Raw genomic sequence first — 21,855 nt, forward strand, 5'->3', positions numbered from 1 at the left:
GTCACAATGTCGCCGGATCCGTATTCGCCCCGCACAACACCACCACCGGACGCTCCCCCGGTTCGGGCACGTAGGCGCCGCTCTGGATGGCGGCCAGCGCGGTCGCGCCCGCGGGTTCGACCACGATGCGGAATTCGCGCCACAGATATTCGCGGGCCATGGCGATGGCGTCGTCGCTGACCAGCACCGAACCCATGTCGTAGCGCTGCGCGATCTCGAAGGGGATGGCCCCGATCCTGGTGGCGCCCAAGGCATCCGCCGCGATGCTGTTGATGTGCACGTCCACGGCGCGCCCGGCGGCCAAGGCGGAGTGCAGGGTCGGCGCGCCCTTCGGTTCCACGCCCACGACGTGACCGCGGGCGCCCAGCGCGGCCGCGATCCCGGCGGCCAGCCCGCCACCGCCGACGGCGACGAGCACGGGCGGACGCCCGCGCACCTGACGTTCGATCTCGAGTCCCACGACCCCGGCGCCGGCCACGACGGCGGGAAGATCGTAGGCGTGCAGCTGGACCGCGCCGCGTTCGTCGCTGATCTCGTCGGCATAGCGGTGCGCCTCGGCGTAGGTCGTGCCGTGCCAGAGCACCTCCGCCCCGTAGGCCCACATGGCGGCGACCTTGGTGTGCGGCGCGGATTCGGGCACGACCACCGTGCACGACCGGCCCTCCAGCGCGCACGCGAGAGCCGCGGCGATCCCGGCGTTGCCGCCCGAGGCGATGATCACCGGACGATCGTCGCCGCGGCACTCGAGCAGCGCGTTCAGGCTGCCGCGCACCTTGAAAGTACCGCCGTGCTGGAGGTATTCGAGTTTGAACGTCACCGGGACCGGGCCGTTCGGGCCGCTCACATCGGTGTGGAAGACCGGGGTGACCCGGGTCCGGCGGCCCAGCCGCAGCCGGGCCTCGCGCACGTCGGAACGGTAGAGCCGCTTCACTTTTCGCGATGCGTTCGCATCGGTCACCGACGGACCTCCCGGTCCCGCTTGGCCAGCTCCGCGAACATGGCGTTGTGCGCGGCCAGCGCCGCGTCGTGATCGCGGTCGGCCGCCCGGTCGAGCCGCTGCGCCAGGCGGGAGTCGCTGCGCGACCACTGCACCAGCAGCGCGAGCATCACGACCACGAGCGGGATCTCACCGCTGGCCCAGGCCAGGCTGCCGCCGGTGTGCTGATCGTCGAGCAGATCGGTGTTCCAGCTCAGTCCGAGCGAACGATAGAACCAGCCGCCCATCACCGTGGTCATGCTCATCAGCGCGACCCCGAAGAACGCGTGGAACGGCAAGGAGCCGAACACCATTCCGACCCGCGTGAGCGGTTGCACCGGACGGGGTTTCGGATCGATGCCCAGCACCACCCAGTAGAACAGGTAGCCCGACACCAGGAAGTGCAGATTCATCGCCAGGTGCGCGCCGTGCTGATCGACGACGTGATCGAAGATCCCGCCCAGGTACAGCCCGTAGAACCCGGCGACGAACAGCACCGACGCGACCACCGGCTGGGTCAGCACACGCGACACCGGATTGTGCACGGCGGCCAGGATCCACTCGCGCGGCCCGGGCGGCGCGTCCCGACCGGCGGCCGGAAGCGCCCGCAGCGCCAGCAGCACCGGGCCGCCGAGCGCGAACAGGATCGGCGCCAGCATCGACAACAACATGTGCTGGGCCATGTGCAGGCTGAACATGGCCGGGGCATAGCGGCCCACCCCGGAACTGGTCGCGAACAGCACGACCGCGCAACCGCACAGCCAGGCGACCGTGCGCCCGATCGGCCACGCGTCGCCGCGCGCCCGGAGCCGGCGCACACCGGCCAGATACAACACCGCGAGCACGAGGGACAGCGTCCCGAAGATCAAGTCGAAGCGCCAGTCGAACAGCACCCGCGTGAGCGTCGGCGGCCCGGCCAGGTTGTAACCGAGTTCGACCTCGGTGGGCGAGGGCACCCGCCCCAGCTCCGGCGGCGGCGTCCGGCCGAGCCCGACGGCGAGTCCCACGGTCGCGGCGAACACGAGCGCCTCGACTCCGGCGTAGCGGATCAGCGCGCCCCGATCGGTGGGGTCGGCCGCGAGCGCGGGAATCGCCTTGCGCCGCTGGAAGAATCCGATCACGCCGAGCACACAGAGGGCCGCGGTCTTGGCGATCACCAGGCGGCCGTAGGTGGTGGTGAACAGGTCGTCCCACGGCACGCGCACCCAGGCGTTGAGCACACCGCTGATCGCGACGATCACGAAGGCGCACGTGGCCACGGTCGAGAACCGCGCGGTCGCCAACGCGGTGTGCGCACCCCCGCGCACGGCGTAGGCCAGCACCGCGAACAGCCCGCCCACCCAGAACGCCATCGCGACCAGATGCAGGATCAGGCTGTTGGTGGCGATGTCGTGCGCGCCGCCCGCCGACGAATGGCCGGTGAGCGCGACCGGCAGCAGGCACAGCACCGACCACCCGAGCAACACCGGCGTCCAACCCCACCGCAGGACCAACCGGCAGGCCACCGCGAGCGCCACGGCCATGAAAGCCGTTGCCCGCCAAGACCCGGCGACCTCCACCTTGGGGATCGCGTCCCAGATCTGCTCCGGCCGCAGAATGCTGCCGACCGGTTGCCCGGTGGTGTCCGAGAGCGTCAGCGGAACCAGCAGCGTCGCCGCGACCGCCCACACGAACGCCGCGATCCCCGCGCGCCGCACGGCCCGATACCCCCCGAGGTCCAACAGCCCGTCCCGCTGCGGCGGCGTGAGGAACGCCGCGAACAACAACGACCCGACGGCCAGCGCCCCCGACAGATCGGCCACGGCCCGCACCGCGGGCAACCCGTAGGTCGTCAGCGCTCCCGGATCGGGAATGCCCAGCAAGGTCAGGGCCCGCGCGGCCGACAACCCGACCACGAGCGGCGCGACCAGAGCCGCCACGGCGGACGCGAACACGGCCAGTACGGCGAACGTCGTCCTCGACTCCGCCCGGATGGCCTGGCTGCCAACTTCGACGGACGGGTCCTGCGGTGACGACATGTCTCCCAGCGTAGTTCGACCCCCCACCCCCCTCCGCCCCACCCTGCTCCTCTACCACAACCCTGTGATCCACCCGACACCCGCACCGTTAGCTCGCCGAGAGCCAGGATTGAGCTGGACGGTCGCTATAATCAACACGCTGGACACCGTGCCCAGAACCCGGCATGGTGTGTGGTGCTGCCTCGCCTCCGTAGCTCAGTTGGATAGAGCAAGGGCCTTCTAATCCCTAGGTCGCAGGTTCGATTCCTGCCGGGGGCACGTAAAACATGGGCAACTGTTGTCCCGCTGGTGGCGGTGTCGCGTATTCCTCTCATGGTGGCGGTGTGCCGGTTCGGGGTCGCCCGATGCGGTGCCGGGGGTTCGGGGGGTGTGGTGCCGCTGTGGGGGGTTGTTATCGCTGTGGTGGCGTCGGTGATGCCGGGCAGTGTTTCGGTGGTGAGGGTGGCGTAGATGGTGACGTGGCGGGTGTCGTGGTCGTAGACCACTTTGATGCCGAACGCCGCGTAGAAGTCGCGTTGTAGGGCGTCGGGTGCGTCGGTGAGTTTCAGTGTGAGAGTGGGTAGTTCCTCGATCAGGTCGGGTTGGTGGGGTTGTTCGCGGGCGGCTTGTTCGCGCAGGGTGTCGAGTTCGGTTTGTTTGGTGCGGCGTTCGGTTTCCAGGTCGGCGAAGCGTTGGCGGATGCGTTCGGCCCAGGCGTCGGCGATCTCGTCGCTGCCGGTGACGGTGCGGGTTTCGCGTTCGTCGAGGAGGTTGTTCTGGCGGCGGGTGATGTCGGTGAGGGTTTTCTCGATCGCGGCGATCCGCTGTTCGAGATCGTGGCGGTCGCTGGAGTCGTGGCCGCGTAGTTGGTGGCGTAGCAGTACGGTGCGGTCGGGGCCGAACACGCGCTCGTTGAAGAAGGTTTGCACGCATTCGAGCAGTTTGTCTTCACGCACGTACACCGCGCGGGGGTGGTCGGCGTAGGCGCTGGGGTCACCGACACGGTCGAGTTGGGGCTGGCAGGTGTAGTAGGCGTGACCTTTGCGGGTTTTGCCGAACATCCGCTTCGCGCACTGCCGGTGGTGCACGTAATAGCGCAGCACGTAGGTGCGGCGGGTCGCCGGATGGCTGTTCTTGCCGCTCATCCGCGACCCTTGCCGGGCGGCGGCGATCTGCTGCACGGCGGTCCACATCTCCCGGGTGACCAGCGGCTCATGAGTCGGTTGGGGTGACCAGATCCATTTCTCGGGCGGGTTGAGCTTTCCGCCCTTCTTGCTGGCTCGCCGGTTCCACACCATGTACCCCGTATATTTCGGGTTGATCAGGATCTCCCGCACCGACGAGGTGGTCCAGCAGCCGCGTGCCCGTTCCCCGCGATTGGGGCGCGGCGGCGGGTAACGGTCCAGGTCCTGGTTCAACCGCTGGGCGATCACCTTGTAGGCGAGACGCTCGTCGTGCCGCCACTGATAGATCCGCACCACCGCTGGCGACCGCTCGGGGTCCACGACGAGACGGGACTTGGTGCGGCCCTCCTCGCGTTTGGCCGCGACGGGGTGCGGGACGTGGTCGTTGAGGTAGCCGTGGCAGGCTTTGCCGATGTTCCAGCCCTGTCGGGCGTGTTCGCGGAACCCCTCCATGGACTGTTCGAGGGTGTGCCGCAGCATCCACTCGGCCACACCCTGTTTCACGCGCCGCACCAGGATCTGGGTGGCTCGCTTCTCGGTCAGGGCGATCGGTCCCTCGTCGGCGGCGAACAGCGGCACGTCGACCGATTCCAGCTCGTGTTCGAGCTGAGTGGATTGGTGGGTCCAGCGAGCGGCGCGTTCGATCTCCTCCACGACGACCGCTTCGAAGCGCCGCCCGGGGTGTTTGGCCTCGGCCAGCAGATCGGCCAACCCGCCATCGCGGGGAATCGGGATGTCGAACGCTTCGTGGGCGTGACCGAACCCGCGCTCATCGAGATCTTTACGGGAGCTTTCCACGTCGTAGAAGAACGCGACGATCACGAATCCCGGCGGCAACACGCTGCGGCAGTTCTCCAGCTGCCGTGGCAGCGACAACGTCGGGTCCTGCAGATCCCGCGTCGAGGTCCGCAGGAACACCGCGACCGGGACCTGCGCCTGATCACCGAGACCCATCAATCCCAGCGAATCGGCTGTGCCGGTTGCTATTTCGGGCATCATCACGCTGCGGCCTCCTCACCGGTGTCGCGGCCTGTCACGGGGCCGCGCTCGATCGCCTGCTCGACCGGAGTCGGCGCGGTCGCAGCGGAGGCGGCGGCCCATCGCAGCAGGGCGGCGAGCGCGCGTGCCTGCGCGGCGGAGACACGGTCGGCCTCAGCGCCGTGGACGTAGCGCACCTGGAACGACACCGTCAGCTCGCCGACCCGCCCGTCCGCGAGACGCCGCGCCCGTCGTGACCGGCGCACGGTCCTTCTTTCGTGTAGCGGCACGACCGTCTCGTCCGTAGTTCTCTCGTCCAACTCCATCCCTTTCTCCGGTTGCTTCGATTTCTCGAGCGGAATACTTCTCGCGTTTTCTCTCCGCGCCGTCGCCCAATCCCCGAAACAATGCGATTTCTGGTCGCACGCACCGATTCAGGTATCGGCAAATCAATGGCGCAAAACGTAATGGACGCTCCATGTGCCGGAATTGTCAAGCAATCGTCTCGTGTAGCGCCGCTGCCGGTTGCTATTCCAATCGGCCGTAATCCGCGCGCAGAAACACCGCACAGGAATCCCAGGGAGGCCCTGTGCCCGAAGACGGCATGGACCCGAACCACGGCCCAGGGCCTGGCCCGCCTGGAGAAACCGATAGGCCCTCGGCTCGTCGCCTGGCCGCGCCTGCACCCCCGGGAATCGGTATCATCGGCGTTGTTTACGAGGCGTAGAGAGGGGGTGCTGCGGGGGTGGCAGTGTTTGGACCTGAGCCGTGGGACGAGTGGCAGTCCGAGCTTGACGCTACGGCTGGCTACGAACGGCGAGCTGAACTGCAGCGAGGTATGCTCAAGAGTTCGGAAGGCTGGCGCGCTTATCACGATTGGCAACGCAGCGTAACCTGGCCTGCTGAACTGGCAGTGTGGAAAAAGGCCAGCGAATGGTACGCCGCCGAACTTGCAAGCTTGAGTCAGCGCCGCCGCTCTACCCTTCCGCAGGTGGTCTTTCGGTGCCCCGACAATGGTTGCCAGCTTGGCAGGGTATACGAATTTCGCAGGGTCGACGCACAGCGCTTCTACTTTGTTGGCAAAACGTCGAGCGGAAAGAGGAGGCATGGTATTTGCAACTGGGCTTTCGCTGACTGTTGGGACGGGCTCGACCGATGGTGGCAGGTCGGATGCAAGCACGGACATGTAAAATTGGGCTCCTCTGAGTTGATGGAAGCAGCTATGAAGCCGGAGCCGCCTTCGGAAGACATCCTGGCGACCATGCCTAGGCCGCTGGCCGAGAAAGCGATTGCGGGCCTCCATCCTGACCGATCGGGCGCGCCCCGCGAGTACCAAATTGCTTGGCGCAGCGGGGTTTTCGTACCTCCACCGGATCGATGGATGGCTCGCCCGAGGTCGGTTGGCCGCTCATGATAGAGTTGACCGTCAATTTAACAGGGCCCGCGCCGCATAAGTGAGACTTGGACGCTCCTCAGTCCATGCACGTGGCCGCCTGGAGATGGGTACCAGGAACGAGATCCCGGAAGGGGTTAGTTCCTCATGTCTATTTTCGCATCGGGTCGTCCGGAGTTGCCTGCACAGCCGAGCCGCGGCCTTGAGGAGGCGGAAAGGCTTGCCCGCCTGGAAACCAAGGTCGAACAGCTTGTAGCTGGCAATGTCGACCACGAAACGCGGATCAGGGCACTTGAGCGGTTCCGCTGGGTAATCGCAAGCGCGAGTGGCGCTGCCGGTGTGATTGGCACGCAGGTGGCGAGTCGTCTGCATCTTTTCGGACACTGACATGTTTCGCGTGTCGGTCGCGGTGGCTGTAACTCGTGACCATACAAGGCGTAGTCGAAACGCAGAATCACTCATGCGGCAACGCCCCCGGGAGCAAGCCCATGTGCAGCGAGGGCGTGAAGCACGGGTCATGCCGCTTCTCTCCTGTTAAACGCGGCTTGCTCGTAGGCGGTGTCGACGGTGACCTCACCGCAGGCGTCGAGCGCGGCCGTGGGATCAGGGTCGGGTTCGGTGAGCGGTCTCAGCGACATCGACCGGTCGATGTCGATGTCATCGCTGCTGTCGCTGGTGTCGAGGGCAGCCAGTTCGTTCGGGTCGCTGGTGATCAGCGCGTTCTCCGCGGGTGAGGCCAACGACGCGAAGATCGCCCGATCGGTCCCGACGGCGAGCAACCCGGTGCCGCGCCCGGCGGCCAGCAGGAATTGCTGCTCGCCCTCGGAAAGCCGGAACGCCGCGGCGACCTCGGTGATGGCTTGGGGGGCTTGGCGGAGCAGGATTTGGGTGGACGCGTTGGTGACGATCGCGCGCCCGAGGTCGGTGGACAGCACGTCGGCGCAGTCCTGGGTGGCGACGGTGAGTCCGGCCCAGTGTTTGCGGAAGGCTTTCGCCGCTCGGGCCAGGAATTGGGCTCCGGCGGGTTGGCGCATGAGCAGCCAGGCTTCGTCGACGGTGACCATGCGGGGCCGCCGGTCGGCGGGGTTCGCCACGCGCCGCCAGGTGGCGTCCAGCACGAGCAGGGTCCCGATCGCCATCAACTCCTCGGGCAGGTCCCGCAGCGAGAACACCACCAGCCCGCCGTCGGGGTTGATGGTGGTGGGGCCGTCGAGCAGGTCGGCGAACGCCCCGCCCGCGACATACGGATGCAACGCGGCGGCCAGTTCCGCGGCGGCGGGTGCGCCGAGGCGGGTCAGATGCTCGCGCAGCTCGGTCAGGGTGGGGGCGGGTCGGGTCCAGGTGGCGGGGTCGTCGGTGATCCCGGCGGCGGTGTAGGTCGCGGTCAGAGCGGTGTCCAGCGCGGCGCGCTGGGCGGGAGTTTGGTCGCCGAGCAAGACCTGGATCAATGTGTGCAGGACGAGTTTTCGCCGTGTGAGGGCGTCGGGTGGGGCGGTGTGGCGGCCGTCGGGGTGGGTGTGGATTTCCAGGTCGAACGGGTTGAGCCGGTGCCGGGTGCCGAGGCGGATGTGGGTGCCGCCGACGGCGTGGGCGAGGCGGCGGTACTCGTCTTCGGGATCGATCACCACCTGCTCGATGCCCCGATACAGCGAGCGCAGGATCTCGGTTTTGACCAGGTAGGACTTCCCAGCGCCGCTGCGGCCGAGGATCACCGTGTTGTGGTTGTGGGCTTCCGGGGCGAACCGGTCCACGATCAGCAGTCCCCCGCCTGCGTCGCGGCCGTAGAGCACGCCGTGGGGGCGGGTGGCCGCGACCGGGTCGGCGACGGGCAGTTGGGGGGAGTCGAACGGCACCATCGCGGCGAGGGCGGGGGTGTCGAAGGTGCGCTGGACCCGGATCAAATCCAGGCCGAGGGGCAGGGTGGTGGCCCAGGCTTGGGCGGCGCGGTAGGACAGGGTGCAGGTGTCCACGAGCAGGCTCGCCGCCAGCGCGCGCACCGCGGCGACCTCCTCGGCCAACTCGGTTTCGCTGTCGGCGTGCACGCACAGATACACCCCCACCCGAAACAGGCGCGCCTCGGCCCGCGCCACCCGCGCCGACAGGTCGGCGGCGTCTTCGACGGCGACGTCGACGTGGGGGTCGGGGAGCCGTCCGCGTCCGGCGTCGTGCAGGCGGGAGGATTCGAGGCGGGCGAGTTGGCGGCGCAGGCGGGTGGCGGCGGTGACCGGGTCGACGGGGTCGATGTGGACGGCGACGTCGACGCGTCCGGGGTGCGACAGCAGCGGAGACAGCCACCCGGCGGTCACCTCGCGGGGGTAGCCGGTGACCGCGAGCGTGGTCGTCCAGTCCCCGCCGAGCACGAGGTGGCGGGTGCCGATCGTGACCGACTCCGGCCCGAACCCACCCCGGGGCGCGAACGGATCCTCGACGGTGAGGCCGGTGTCAGCGAACCCGGTCGCCGTGGTGACGACGGTGTCGCGGGCGGTGGTCTCCTCGGTCGTGACGAGGTGGTCGGGGTTGCAGCAACTGGTCAGGACGGCGGCGGCTTGAGTGTCATCGAGGGCGCTGACGGTGACCCCGAGCGGGGCGAGGGTGTCGGCGGCCTCGCTCATCCGGCGCAGCAGCCGCGACTCCGCGCTCCGCCGCGCCGCCTCCGACACCCCCCGCCGGGCCCGGCGACGTCCGCGCAGCCCGAGGCCGGAGGGGGCGGTGAGGGTGTCGAGGGGGTCGCGCCAGATGAGCAGGACCTGGCGGCGGGTGAGGTGGTCGTCGGTGGCGAGGTCGGTCAGGTGGGTGAGGTGGTCGTGGGCGGCGTCAGCCAGCTCCGGGGACATGTCGCTGGTGGCGGCGTGCAGCGTGGCGAGGTAGGGGGTGAGGTCGAGGCGGGCGGAGCGGAGCAGGATCTGCACCGGTTGGCGCAGGGTGTGTAGCCAGCCCGCGAGCTGACCCACCAGCGCGTCTTGTTCGGTCGGGGTGCGCAGGGACAGGTTGACGGTGCCCGCGACCGCGACCACCGCCAACCCGTCGGCCCCGAGGTCGATCACCCCGATCCCGCCGCGCGGGGCCACCGCCTCCGGCAACCGCAACGCCTCGGGCGCGAGTGGGGTCGGGACCGGGGGGCGCGGGCGTGCTCGCCTCGTTCGGTCGGTGATCCATCTCGGCGCCCTCGCGATGACCCCGGTCTCCGGGGCGGTGACGAGGTGCCGTGGGCGCAGGCGGTGGCGGATCGCGGCGACGAGGAGCAGGTCAGCGGGGAGGCCGTCGCGGCGGGTGAGGATCGCGACGGTGACGAGGCTCGCGAGGGGTGTGGCGGCGGCGAGGAACGCCAGGGGCGGGATCAGGGTGCGGCTGGCGAGCCATGCCGCGTAGAGCAGCAGGGCGGTGGCTGCGAGGACGGCGAGCTGGCGGGCGGTGAACGGGCCCAGCAGCCGGTCGCCGCGGTCGACGTCGGCGGGGATCCGCACGGTCGTGGTCATCGAAGGGTTCCTCCTCGGGGAGCGCGCGGCGCGCGGCGACGCACCGGCAGATCAGGCAACGGAAGATGCAACTGCCGCCCCACCGGCCGCACCCGCGCAGGCGGGAGTGGAGGCGGGGGCGGCGGCGGGGCGGGTTTGACCCGGGTCACGGGGAACGGCAGCGGGTACTGGCCGTCGCGGCGCGGCCGGATCCCCGCGTAGGGGTCGTCCCCGCCCGGCGCGGGCGTGTCGAAGTCGAACGCGAGCTGCTCCGGGCGGCGACCGCGCGGCACCGCCGGGGCGCGCGCCGCGGGCCGCGGTCCGGGCGGTGAGGTGGGTTTGCTGACCCGGGTCACGGGGATCGGCAGCGGGTACTGGCCGTCGCGGCGGGGCCGGATCCCCCGGTAGGGGTCGGGTTCAGTGGAGCTGAAGTCGAACGCGAGCTGCCTGCCCCGTGCCGGGCGGGCGGGTTTCGGCTGCGCACCGGCGGACGGGGAGGGTGGGGGGTCGCGGCGGGGTTTGCGGACGCGGTGCACGCCTTCGAGGGGAAGCATCAGCTGCCCGTCGCGGGTGGCGCGCACCCGCGCGTACGGGTCGGGCGGCCCAGCAGCGGTGCGGCGCGCTCGCGAGGCCGACCGAGCGGCGGTGCGGGCTGCGCCGCCGCCCTTGAGCAGGCCGAAGGTTTTGTAGGCGACGTAGCCGCGGGCCAGCGACCCGATGAAGGTGCGACGGCCGTTCCCGATCCGCAGGGTCGACAGCAGCCAGAACGGTGTTTTGATCAACACGGCCATCAACGCGAGCGCGACGACCAGGTCCACCATCCCGGTTTTGGTGGGGCCGAAGAACCCCCACGCGCCGGGGGTGAGGAACACTCGCACGACGGTGACCAGGATCAGTGATTGCGCGACCTGGATGCCCAGGCACGCCGCGAACGAGCGCCACCACCATCGCGCGACCGCGTCCGCGCCGGGCAGCGCGTGACACATCAGGGCGAGCGGGGCCGCGACGATGAGCAGGATGGTGACCACGACCCGCACCACGTAGGTCACCAACAGCACCACGAGCATCACCTGCAGGGCGCTCATCAGCAGCAGCGCGAAGATCCCGGTGTGCGCCCCGGCCCCGACCAACTGCCGCAACGCCGCCGCGGCCGAGTCGGACTCGCCGTCGTCCCCGGCGACCGCCTGGGCCAAAGCGTTGGCCAGACCGATCGCGGCGGTGGCGAGGGCCATGCTCATCGCCCCCGCGACGAACCCGACCACGAGCCTCGGTGCCAGCTCGCGCAGCGACCACTGCGTTTGCAGCGTCTCGCGCAGCATCAACAGGACTCCGGCCGCCATCACCAGCAGCCCGTACACCGCGACCACCAGCTCCCACGACTGCGACCACAGTGCTTTCGTCTGCGGCAAGTCGTCCGGGCCCGGCGTGGTGAGCAGGGTGTGTGACAGCAGCCCGAGCATCGGGTCCAGGCCGGAGTCGACCAGCCGTTGGAAGAATCCGTCGATCGCGGTCGCCACGCAGCCGCCGATGTTGATCACCCCGCACCCGCCCCCGCCGGGCGAATCCGGGGGCGGAACCAGCGGGCCGGTCACCCCCGGGTTCGGCGGGACCGAGGGGGGCACCGAGGTCGTCGGTGGAGGCGGAGCCCACCGCGAGGACGGAACCCCCGGGGGCGGCGAAGGTGCCGGTGTGCTCGTGACAGGCGGTGTGGGCGTTGTCGGGATGGTGGGGGGTACCGGCGGGAGCGGCGGCTGCGCCCCAGCGGTCCCGCCGCCCATCAGGATGGTCAGTGCCGCGGCGAGCACCGCCCCCACCGCGGCGGCCGAGACTCGCCTGATGCAGGGTGCCCGTCGCGGCGCGGGGGCGGGCCGGGTGGGAGCCAGCGTGTTCATGCTCAGGCTCCGACGATGGATTTGAGGACGTCGACGATGACCGGTGCCAGCATCGCCAGCGCGTAGCCCACACACGCCGCCCGCAGCGCGGTCTTGGCCTTCTCCAGCTCGCCCGGATCGCCCCCACCGATCAGATACCGCGCCCCAGCAACCGTCAGGCACACTGTCGCGAGCGCCGCCAGGAGCCCGATCAACCAGGTGCGCAGATTGTCGAGCACCTGACCCAGCGACGACGCGATCGCCAGCACCTGCTCGCCCTGCACCGAGGGCGCGGGCGGCGCGGCTGACGCTGAGGCCGCCGACACCACGAGCACCGCTGCCGCCACCACCAGCACCGTCAGCCACCGCAGGCGGCGTCGCCGCGGGCCGCGGGTGAGGCGGGGGGTGTTGTCGAGGATTCGTGTCACGCGCATGCCCGCACCTCCTCGTATCCGTCGAATCCGGTTCGCGGGCGCGCCGCGGTGGGCGCGTGCGGTTCTCGCTGGCGAGGGCTGTGGGGTGTGGGTGGGGCGGGGTTGTCGGGCAGGGCGATGATCGCTTGGGCCTCGACGGTGTGGGTGTCGCCGAGGTCGCGGGCGCGGTCGGTCAGCCACGGCAGCAGGGCGTGTTCGGCGCGGCGGCGCAGCTTGCGCAACCGGTACGGGGACTGCCCTCGCGCACGAGCCAGCGAGGTGAGCGTGCGGCGTTCCCACCGCGACTCAGCGATCAACTCCGCGGCCTCCGGGCTGAGGACCCCGGCCGCGACCGCCTCGGCCAGTACCGCCTCCGGGTGACCCGGTCGGGCTCCTGCCACCGGCCTCGCGGCGCCGAGCCAGTCGAGATCGCGGTCGAGGTCGGGGAGCGGCAGCACGGGCTGGTGGCGCGCTGCCCGGTCCGCCGCGCGGTAGGCCGCCCACCGCAGCCGATGCCACAACCCCGGGCCCTCCAGCTCGACCCGGCCCAGGTGGGCGAGGAAACCCGCGAGCACGTCGGCTTCGACGTCGTGGCGGTCCCGGCTGCCCGGCGCGGCGAACAAACTCGCCATCCCCGCGAGCATCGGCACCGCCGAACCCGCGCACACCAGGGTCGCGTCGCCGCCGTGTCCGCGGGCGTGGCCGATCAACCGCGCCCAGATCGCGTCGACCGCCGCGATCGGCAGCGCGCGGTCCCACAACAGCGCCCGCAACCCGGCCCACGACTCCACCCAGCCACCCGCCGCGTCCGCGCCCGGGACCGGGAGCGGGAGCGGTAGAAGATCGGCGGGCAGACGGTGGTCGGCGAGGCGGTCGAATGCCGCCGATACCACCTCCAACGGCGACCCTCCCGGGCTCGCGTGGTTTCTCGATCTCGAATTCGCCATCATCAACTCCTGCTCGTGAAGTCACGAAAAGAATTCCGACCTCACAAGCAGACCGAACACCCACACCCAAACCACACCCACAGCACACCCAAAACACCCCCGCAAAACATCCACACCACACCCGATGAACTCGGCTATCAACCGGTGAACCCTCTCACTCTCGCACCTCAGCCCCTCACAAACAGTGTCTCTACCAGTAGATGTGTACGAGCGGGTGTGATCAGGATGCGGTGCGGCTGCCGCCGGGACATGCCGTGTTCCTCCCCGAGCTAATGGTCAGAATTCTCCCTGGATTTCTGGCCAGCCAGATTTCTCATCGCGGCGGCGATATCGCCCCAGCCCCCACTCGCTCGGATTGCGTCGAAGAATTTTTCCGGGCGGTGTCCCGAAAAGACGATTTCGACGGAAGTAGGTGAGTGACAGTCCTCTCTCACCAAGGAGCGCTCTTCTCATGCTTGCGAATTCCCCCGCCTCGGCCACTGTGGTGGTGCCGTCGACCCTCTGGGCGATCGGCCCCGGCCCGCTCGACCCCGGCCAGCGGTGGCCCGCACCGATCATGTCGCGCGCGGTGCGCGAGTTCTCCGCGCCTGGCGAGCGGGTGGCGTTGCTCGGGTGGCCCGCCCCCACCACCCGCGGCGGGTTGCGGGTGGCCGAGCCCGACACCGAGGCCGCGCAGGCGGCGGTGCGCGCCCTGGGCCGCCACACCGCCCCCGGTCTCGAGGAGTCCGCCGATCTCGTGGTGGTCACGCTGCTGGGCGAGGACACCGAGGCGGACGCCGCCGACCGCGCGGTCGATGCGGCGGTGGAGCGGATGGGGGCGGGGGCGGTGCTGGTCGTGCTCGCCCGCTGCCGCCACACCCGCGGCGGGGTGCTGCTCGATCCGGCCGGTGCCGTGGTGGCCGCCGCCCAGGCCGCCGACCTGCTCTACCTCCAGCACATTATCGCCGCCCCCGTCACCGGCGACACCATCCCCGCCGCCCCGCCCGCCGACGCCCCCGACCCGCTGCCCGCACCGCATGTCGTCGTGCACACCGACGTGTTCGTGTTCCTCCGCCCCTCCGCATGACCCCCCGCCCGGCCACTCCCCCTCGACCCCGGTTCGACTCGAAGGACACTCGCATGACTCTCGACCCCACCCCCACCCCCACCACCCCCGAGGCCACCCCCGGCAGCGGCGACTCGGGCACTGGAACCGAGGCCCTCTCCATCACGTCGGTGCCGGTGTCGGTGTGGGCGACGGGCCAGGCCACGCCCGCCGTGCAGCGGAGGGGCCGCCGCTACCACCCCGACAGCGTGAAGCATCCGGCGAAGATGCTCCCGGCAATCGTGACCCACGCCGTCACCACCTACACCGCCCCGGGTGATCTGGTGCTGGATCCGATGTGCGGGATCGGCACCACCCTGGTCGAAGCCCTCCACACCGGCCGCCGCGCGATCGGCGTCGAATACGAACCCCGCTGGGCCGACCTCGCCCGCGCCAACATCGGGCTCGCCCGCGAGGCGGGGATCGATCTCGACGCCGCCGTCTACACCGGCGACGCCCGCAAACTCCCCGCACTCCTACCGGACTCGCTGCGCGGGCGGGTGCGGCTGGTGATCACCTCCCCGCCCTACGGCGACTCCGTCCACGGCCACGTCCGCATCCGTCCCGGCCACCAGGTGCACAAGTTCGATCACCGCTACGGGTCGACCTTGGACCGCGGCAATCTCGCCAACGTCGGCCTCGGCCGCTTGCTGTCGGGATTCACGCGCATCCTGGGCGGGGCCGCCGACTACCTCGCCCCCGGCGGGCACGTGGTGATCACGGCGCGCCCGTGGCGGCAGCACGCAGAACTGGTGAACCTGCCCGCGCATCTGATCACCTGCGGCACCCTGGCCGGGCTCGTCCCGGTCGAGCGGTGCGTGGCGCTGCTGGGGCGGTTGGCCGACGGCGACCTCGTCGCCCGCAGCAGCTTCTTCCAACGAGACTTCATCATCAAGAACCGGGCGGCGGGGCTGCCGATGCATTTGATCGCGCATGAGGACGTGATCGTGCTGCGCAAACCCGATACCGCCACGGCCACCGGCAGCGGGCACGGTCCCCGCCCGCAGTTCGGGGCCGCCCCGTTCTGGGGCGTCAGCACCGCGCACCCGGCGGTGGCCGCGTGAGCACCCTCGCGAACCCGGAGCAGGGGTGGCTGGGCCGGATCCTGCTCCACCCCGACACGGTGTTCGGTGACCTCGGCGCCCGGGTCGAGCACGCCGCCTCGATCCCGGCCGCGGTCGCCGCGGCGGCGGTGGCGGTGTGCGTGCTCGCCGCGGCACGGGCGGCAGTGAGTCTGCGGCGGCGACGGTTGAGCGCGGAGGCGCGGCTGGTCACCGTGCTCACCCCGCCCGAGGCCGATCCGAAAGGCGCGCTCGCGTTCTGGGCTCACCTGATCGGGCAGCTGCGCCCCGCCTGGGCGAGGGTGTTGTTCGGGCAGCCGCATCTGGGCTTCGAGTACACCGTCACCCCCGAGGACGGGGCCGCGATCCGGCTCTGGGTCCCCGCCAGCGTCCCGCCCGGGTTGATCGAACGCGCCGTCACCTCCGCGTGGCCGGGCGCGCACACCACCACCGACCACACCGCGCCACCGCCCCTGCCCGAACCCGAAGCGGGTCGGCGGCGGGTGGTGGCCGGGGGCGAATTGCGGCTGGGCCGCCGCGAGGGGCTGCCGATCCGCACCGATTACGACGGGGATCTGGTGCGGGATCTGATCACCGCCGCCGACGACCTGGGCCCCGGCCAGGCCGCGTGCGTGCAGATCCTCGCCCGCCCGGTCACCGGCCGCCGCGTCGCCCGCGCCACCCGCACCCCCGGCACCGGCCGCACCGGCCGCACCGGCGGCGCGGCGAGCGGGCTGGCCGCCGCCCTCGCCCTCGACGTGCTGAACCTGCTCACCCCCGGCCCCACCACCCGCACCCCCCGCAGCAGCGGCGCAGTCGACGCGCGGCCCGCCGATCAGCAGACCCGGTTGGAATACGCCGCCGCCGCACGCGCCGCCGCGATCAAAGCACGCGGCCCGCACTGGGAGACCGTCGTGCGCTACGCCGTCTCCGTCCCTGTCCCCGACGACGGCGCGGACGGTGAGGACGGCGCAACCTCCGGGCGGGCGGGTGTCGCGGGGGCGCGGGCGGTGGCGCGGGGCCGCGCCGACGCCCTGGCGACGGTGTTCGGGGCGGTGTCGGATCACAACTATTACCGGCGACGCCGCCGCGTCCGCGTCGACGCGTTGCTGGGTGCGCGGCGGCTCGGGCGCGGGGACGTGCTGTCGGTGCCGGAACTGGCCGCGATCGCGCACCTCCCCAGCGACGACGGGTTGCCCGGCCTGCACCGCGCCGGAGCCCGCGCCCTGCCCCCCGCCCCGCAGATCCCCACCTCCGGGCCTCACACCAAGCCCCTCGGCCTCGCCGACAGCGGCAGTCGCCGCCCGGTCGCAGTGAAGGTGTCCGACGCCCGGCACCACCTGCACATCCTCGGCCCCACCGGGGTCGGGAAATCCACCCTGCTGGCGCGGGTGATCCTCGACGACGCCGACGCCGGACGCGGCGTGATCGTCATCGACCCCAAAGGCGACCTCGTCACCGACATCCTGTCCCGGCTCCCGTCGCGCTTCGCCGACCGGGTCGTGTTGTTCGACGCCGACTCCACTGCCCCACCCCCGTGCGTGAACCCCCTCGACATCGGCCGGATCGGCCGGACCGGGCTCGACCTCACGGTGGACAACCTCGTGACCGTGTTCCACCGGATCTACAAGGCGTGGTGGGGGCCGCGCACCGACGACATCATGCGGGCGAGCCTGCTCACCCTGTGCGCCCAACCCGGCACCCCCACCCTCGCCGATCTCCCGCGTTTGCTCACCGAGCCCGCCTTCCGCCAAAGGGTCACCCGCACCACTCCCGACCCGGTCCTGCGCGGCTTCTGGGACAGCTACGAACAACTCAGCGACACCGGCCGCGCCCAACTCATCGGCCCGTTGTTGAACAAACTCCGCGCTTTCTTGTTGCGGCCGTTCGTGCGCGCCGCCCTCGCGGGCGGACCGTCGACTGTCGAGTTCGCCGATGTCCTCGACCACGGCGGAATCTGTTTGGCCCGCGTGCCGAAGGGGTCGCTCGGGGAGGAGACCAGCCGCCTGGTCGGGTCACTGCTGGTCGCCCGCACCTGGCAAGCCGCCACCGCCCGCGCCCGCGTCCCCGCCGCCAACCGGCCCGACGCCTCCCTCGTGCTCGACGAGGCGCAAAATTTTCTGAATCTCAGCACGCCCGTGGAGGACATGCTCGCCGAAGCCCGCGGCCTGCGCCTGTCCTTGGCGCTCGCCCACCAGAACCTCGGCCAGCTGACCAGCGAACTGCGCGACGGCATCTCCGCCAACGCGAGAAACAAGATCATCTTCGCGGTGAGCCCCGAGGACGCCCGTGACCTGGCCCGCCACACCGACCCCTGGCTGACGGTGCACGACCTCACCCACCTCGACGCCTTCCACGCCGCCGCCCGTCTCCTCGTCGACGGCCAAAACGCGCGCCCGTTCACCCTCACCACCCGCCCCCTGCCCCCGCCGATCCCGGGCCGCGCCGCCGAGATCGCCGCCGCCGCCCACACCCGCCTCGCGACCCCACCCAGCCCGCCGCCCGCTCCCCGCCGCGGTGAGTCCCCCGGCGGGTCGGCGGTCCGCCATGATCCCCGCCTCCCCGCACGAAAGGGGCACTCGCACCGATGATCTCCTTCCCTGACCGGCAAGCCGATCTGCGTGCCCCCCGCCCCGCCTCGGGCGGCGAGGTTGTGGTGTTGGTGTCGCGGTTGACCGCGCGGGACCGCTGGATCCTGCGGATGCTGCTAGAGCACCGCGTCCTGACCACCCTCCAGCTCGGTGATTTGGCCTTCTCCAGCCCGAAACTGGCCCTGCGGCGGCTGGCGCGGCTGCACCGCTACGGCGTCGTGGACCGGTTCCGGCCGCTGCGCCCGCGAGGCAGCGCGCCCTCGCACTGGGTCCTCGCCTCTCCCGGCGCCGCGGTGCTCGCCGCCGAGGCCGGAGTCACCGTCCGCGAGCTGGGCTACAACCCCCAACGCGCCCTCGCCGTGGCGCACAGCGTGCACCTGACCCACACCCTCGGCATCAACACCTGGTTCACCACCCTCACCCGCCACCCCCACCCCCACGACGACCCCGACGCGAGCGCGCGAGTGGACGCATGGTGGTCGCAGGACCGCTGCCAACGGCTGTGGGGCGACCTCGCCCGCCCCGACGCCTTCGGCCGCCACACCCACACCGGCACGGTGCTCGACTTCTTCCTCGAATACGACCTCGCCAGCACCACCCTGGCTCGCGTCGCGGCCAAGCTGAGCGGTTACAGCGAACTCGCCCGCACCACCGGGGTCATCACCCCGGTTTTGTTCTGGGTGCCGACCCTCGCCCGGGAGACCAGCGCCCGGCACGCGTTGCGCCACACCTGGGACCGACTCCCCGACCCCGGGACGGTACCGGTCGCCACCGCCGCCGCCGAACTCCTCACCCCCCTTCCCGACCCGAGCCCCGCCGACCGGGTCTGGCTACCCCTCGACAGCGGCGGAACCGAGCGGCTTCGGGTGCACGAACTGGCCGCCGCCTGGCCGCGGCGCACCCCACCCGACCCCGACACCCTCGACACCGAACCCACGACCACGGCCACGCTCGCCGGGCAGGTCCTGCTCGCCCCACCACCCCCGCGCCCGCCCGCACCCGAGCCCTGGTGAGACCGCGATGCTGGTCAAAGCCCTCGCCGCGGGCGGGACAGCGGTCGTGTTCTGCGTCGTGGTGATCGCCGCCGTGGTCACCACCGTCATCCTCTACGACCACCCCCTCCCCACACCCACCCCACCCACGGCCGGAGGCGGTAGCGAACCGAGTCCGCAAGCGCGCCAAGACATTCCACCCGATCTGCTGGTGCTCTACCAGGCAGCCGCGAACGATTGCCCCGGACTGGACTGGTCGGTGCTCGCCGCGATCGGCAAGATCGAAACCGACCACGGCCGCTCGTCCCTGCCTGGAGTGCGGTCGGGGGAGAACGCCGCGGGAGCCGCCGGGCCGATGCAGTTCCTCGCCCCCACCTTCGATTCGGTCGTCGCCCGCCACCCGCTACCTCCGGGCGGGGCGAGCCCGCCCTCGCGCTACAACCCGTCCGACGCCATCCACGCCGCCGCCTACTACCTCTGCGACTCCGGCGCACCCACCGACCTCCACGCGGCGATCTTCGCGTACAACCACGCCGACTGGTACGTCGACCAAGTTTTGGACCAAGCCGCCCGCTACCGCATCGCCCCCGACCCCGGCACCGGGGACTGCCGACCGTCCTCGGCGGCGAATACGGCTGTGGTGCAGGCGATCTCGTTCGCGTGCGCGCAACTAGGAGTGCCGTACGTGTGGGGCGGCAACGGCCCCGACATCAACGGCGGCTGGGACTGCTCCGGCCTCGTCCAAGCCGCCTACCGCGCCAGCGGCATCACCCTGCCCCGCACCACCGACACCCAATACGCCGCAGGCCCAACTGTTCTCGGCGGCCCCGCCCCCGGCGACCTCCTCTTCTACGGCACCCCCGGCAACATCCACCACGTCGGCCTCTACCTGGGAGCAGGCCGCATGATCCACGCCCCCGACGTCGGACAACCCGTCCAGATCAGCAACTACCGCTACCCCGGCGACGACTATTACGGCGCGACCCGCCCCGCCGCCGTTGCCGTACCGGCACAGGTAGGCGCACGCGATTCCGCCTAGCACCAGCCCGGCGCGCCGCGTGCCCGCCTCCCCGGACTCTTACCTCGATTCACCCGAAATCGCCTCGGCCCCCACCTGTTCGGCCCCGAGGCCACCGAAAGGAGAACACACCACCATGCCCACCCGGCACCACTACCGCTCTCCCCGAGCCGACCGCTCCCACCGCCGCGTCGCCCGCGCGCTGCTGTGTACGGCCGTCGCCGCTCTGACCGCCGCCGGGGCCGGTATCGCCGCCGCCGACCCGACTCCGGCCGCCACGCCCTGCCCGCGCTGGACCGCGCTGCTGGTGCCCGCCGCGTCGGAGACGACCTCGGCCCCCGACCCTGCTCGACCGGAAGGACTACTCGCTCCCGTCGCCGAGGCGCTGCGCGCCCGCTACGGCCGCGACATCGATGTCCGCACCGTGACCTACACCCCCGACTCCCGCTCCGAAACAGCAGGGACACAAGCGGTTTCGGCTGCCCTGGCCGGGCTGTGTTCGGACACGAGGGTCGTGCTCGCCGGATACTCCGACGGTGCCCGAGGCGCCGGGGACCTCGCCGCGGCGATCGGCCACAACCAGGGCCCGATCCCCGCCTCCCGGGTCGTCGCGGTCGGTCTGGTCGCCGACCCCCGCCGTGACCCCGCCACCCCACAACTCGGCCGCCCGCTGCCCGGCCAGGGCATCCTCGGCCTCCGCTCCCACGACTTCGGCGCACTGACCGACCGCGTCCGCACCCTCTGCGACGAACACGACCTAACCTGCGCCACCCCAGCCCAGGCAACGCCCGCCCTCGCTCCGGTCGGCCGCGCCGTCACCGCCACTCCGGCCTCCGACGACCCCCTGCCCGCCCCGGGCCCGGCCCTGTTCCCGACCCCGGGTGCGGCACCCACCGCGACCCCGGTTCCCGACTCGACCCCCGCGCCGGTGCCCGACCCGAGCGCGGGCTCAACGATGCCGAGTGGAGGGCTGGATGCCGCCGAGGTCCTCGACCAGGTGGTGTCCGTGCTCGGCGCGCTGTCCCGGTTCGCAGCGAACGTACCCACGATCGCCGCCGATCTCGCCCAACTACCCGCCCTCATCAGCACCGGCGACATCCCCGGACTGCACCGCATCGCCGGAGACCTCAACAACCAGTTCCGTCCCCTCGTGGATCTACTCGCCGGGATCGACCTACACCTCGTCGCACAAGCGCTGACGCTCGCCGCACCACTGGACACCACCGGCTGGACGGCATTAGCCGCGCAAATCGTCGACCTTCTCGCCGACCTCGACATCACCCGCATCGCCACCGACCTCGGCCACGCCCAAGAAACCGCCTGGACCGCCCTCGAAGCCCTCGCCGCGGGCGACCCCCTCGCCGCATTGCTCGCGGTCTCCCGCCTCGCGCCCATCGCCACCGACCTCGCCGCGACCACGGCCACCGCCTTCACCGGCACCCGGCTCCCCACCCTCGCCGACAGCTTCACGGCCGCGACCGCTCCCACCACGAGCACCGCCCTGACCGACATGGCCCGCCGAATGGGGGACGCCGCTCACCTCACCAACTCGCAGGCGCATCCCAGCAGCTACTCCACCAACATCGAGCAGATCGTGACCTGGCTGGACAACCGAATCGACACCGACCGATAGCGTCGCACAGCTCTAGTCCTCACGGTCCGGCATTCGCATGAGCCGGTCGCGCTCACAGAACGTCCCCGAGGGCTTGGAGCACAGCAGCCCGATCGGGACCACGCACGCCCTTCAATGCCTCACGCGTGAGCCTGATCTTGTTCTTGGTGACGACAACCTTTGCCACGGCGGCAGCTATCGACGCAGAGACACCGGTCACGCTCACACCGACCAGCACGGCGAGCTGATACCCGTTCACTACTTACCGTCCCTCCTCGATGGC

14 protein-coding genes, 1 tRNA gene and 1 pseudogene are annotated in these 21,855 nt (G+C 71.0%); 9 read left to right on the top strand and 7 right to left on the bottom strand.

Annotation, left to right across the window (positions count from 1 at the left end):
* Position 1 precedes the first annotated feature (1 nt).
* Positions 2-958, bottom strand: coding sequence for a threonine/serine dehydratase (locus ACFYTQ_RS28010; protein WP_387367322.1), 957 nt, complete (start codon positions 956-958; stop codon positions 2-4).
* Positions 955-2,994, bottom strand: coding sequence for a cytochrome c oxidase assembly protein (locus ACFYTQ_RS28015; RefSeq protein ID WP_387367325.1), 2,040 nt, complete (start codon positions 2,992-2,994; stop codon positions 955-957). The genes ACFYTQ_RS28010 and ACFYTQ_RS28015 overlap by 4 nt, the downstream gene beginning before the upstream one ends.
* Positions 2,995-3,178: 184 nt before the next feature.
* Between ACFYTQ_RS28015 and ACFYTQ_RS28020 the strand changes: the two genes are divergently transcribed.
* Positions 3,179-3,252 (top strand) — tRNA-Arg (locus ACFYTQ_RS28020).
* 326 nt (positions 3,253-3,578) lie between these two features.
* Positions 3,579-3,839, top strand: a complete 261-nt coding sequence (locus ACFYTQ_RS28025) for a hypothetical protein (RefSeq protein ID WP_387367328.1) — start codon at positions 3,579-3,581, stop codon at positions 3,837-3,839.
* Between the two features lie 309 nt (positions 3,840-4,148).
* On the opposite strand, the pseudogene ACFYTQ_RS28030 reads toward ACFYTQ_RS28025, so the two are convergent.
* Positions 4,149-5,156 (bottom strand): annotated as a pseudogene (locus tag ACFYTQ_RS28030) (recombinase family protein); the annotation flags it as partial.
* Between the two features lie 1,519 nt (positions 5,157-6,675).
* Here ACFYTQ_RS28030 and ACFYTQ_RS28035 point away from each other — a divergent pair.
* On the top strand, positions 6,676-6,915 hold the full coding sequence (locus ACFYTQ_RS28035) for a hypothetical protein (protein WP_387367331.1): 240 nt from the start codon (positions 6,676-6,678) through the stop codon (positions 6,913-6,915).
* Positions 6,916-7,043: 128 nt separating this feature from the next.
* On the opposite strand, the gene ACFYTQ_RS28040 is transcribed toward ACFYTQ_RS28035, so the two are convergent.
* The 4 genes from ACFYTQ_RS28040 to ACFYTQ_RS28055 all read right to left on the bottom strand — a co-directional run bounded on the left by ACFYTQ_RS28040 (position 7,044) and on the right by ACFYTQ_RS28055 (position 13,166).
* Positions 7,044-10,004 (bottom strand): PrgI family mobile element protein, encoded by a 2,961-nt coding sequence (locus ACFYTQ_RS28040; protein WP_387367334.1) that lies wholly within the window; start codon positions 10,002-10,004, stop codon positions 7,044-7,046.
* Positions 10,001-11,575: a hypothetical protein gene (locus ACFYTQ_RS28045; RefSeq protein ID WP_387367337.1), complete on the bottom strand. Its 1,575-nt coding sequence runs from the start codon at positions 11,573-11,575 to the stop codon at positions 10,001-10,003. Before ACFYTQ_RS28045 ends, ACFYTQ_RS28040 begins: the two co-directional genes overlap by 4 nt.
* Positions 11,576-11,877: 302 nt before the next feature.
* Complete coding sequence (locus ACFYTQ_RS28050) at positions 11,878-12,288, bottom strand: pilin (RefSeq protein ID WP_387367340.1); 411 nt, start codon at positions 12,286-12,288, stop codon at positions 11,878-11,880.
* Positions 12,279-13,166: a hypothetical protein gene (locus ACFYTQ_RS28055; RefSeq protein WP_387367343.1), complete on the bottom strand. Its 888-nt coding sequence runs from the start codon at positions 13,164-13,166 to the stop codon at positions 12,279-12,281. The genes ACFYTQ_RS28050 and ACFYTQ_RS28055 overlap by 10 nt, the downstream gene beginning before the upstream one ends.
* Positions 13,167-13,665: 499 nt before the next feature.
* On the opposite strand from ACFYTQ_RS28055, the gene ACFYTQ_RS28060 reads away from it, so the two are divergent.
* From ACFYTQ_RS28060 to ACFYTQ_RS28085, 6 genes are all read left to right on the top strand, one after another.
* Positions 13,666-14,280, top strand: coding sequence for a hypothetical protein (locus ACFYTQ_RS28060; RefSeq protein ID WP_387367346.1), 615 nt, complete (start codon positions 13,666-13,668; stop codon positions 14,278-14,280).
* A 53-nt stretch (positions 14,281-14,333) separates the two neighbouring features.
* Positions 14,334-15,362, top strand: a complete 1,029-nt coding sequence (locus ACFYTQ_RS28065; RefSeq protein WP_387367349.1) for a TRM11 family SAM-dependent methyltransferase — start codon at positions 14,334-14,336, stop codon at positions 15,360-15,362.
* A complete protein-coding gene (locus tag ACFYTQ_RS28070) occupies positions 15,359-17,950 on the top strand; it encodes a helicase HerA domain-containing protein (protein WP_387367351.1) in 2,592 nt (863 codons plus the stop codon). The genes ACFYTQ_RS28065 and ACFYTQ_RS28070 overlap by 4 nt, the downstream gene beginning before the upstream one ends.
* Entirely contained in the window at positions 17,947-18,963 is a 1,017-nt protein-coding gene (locus ACFYTQ_RS28075) for a replication-relaxation family protein (RefSeq protein WP_387367354.1), read from the top strand. The genes ACFYTQ_RS28070 and ACFYTQ_RS28075 overlap by 4 nt, the downstream gene beginning before the upstream one ends.
* A gap of 7 nt (positions 18,964-18,970) precedes the next feature.
* Positions 18,971-19,981: an NlpC/P60 family protein gene (locus ACFYTQ_RS28080; RefSeq protein WP_387367357.1), complete on the top strand. Its 1,011-nt coding sequence runs from the start codon at positions 18,971-18,973 to the stop codon at positions 19,979-19,981.
* Positions 19,982-20,096: 115 nt separating this feature from the next.
* A complete protein-coding gene (locus ACFYTQ_RS28085; RefSeq protein WP_387367360.1) occupies positions 20,097-21,593 on the top strand; it encodes a cutinase family protein in 1,497 nt (498 codons plus the stop codon).
* The last annotated feature ends 262 nt before the right edge of the window (positions 21,594-21,855 follow it).

Source organism: Nocardia sp. NPDC004068, assembly GCF_042874315.1.
GTDB lineage: Bacteria > Actinomycetota > Actinomycetes > Mycobacteriales > Mycobacteriaceae > Nocardia.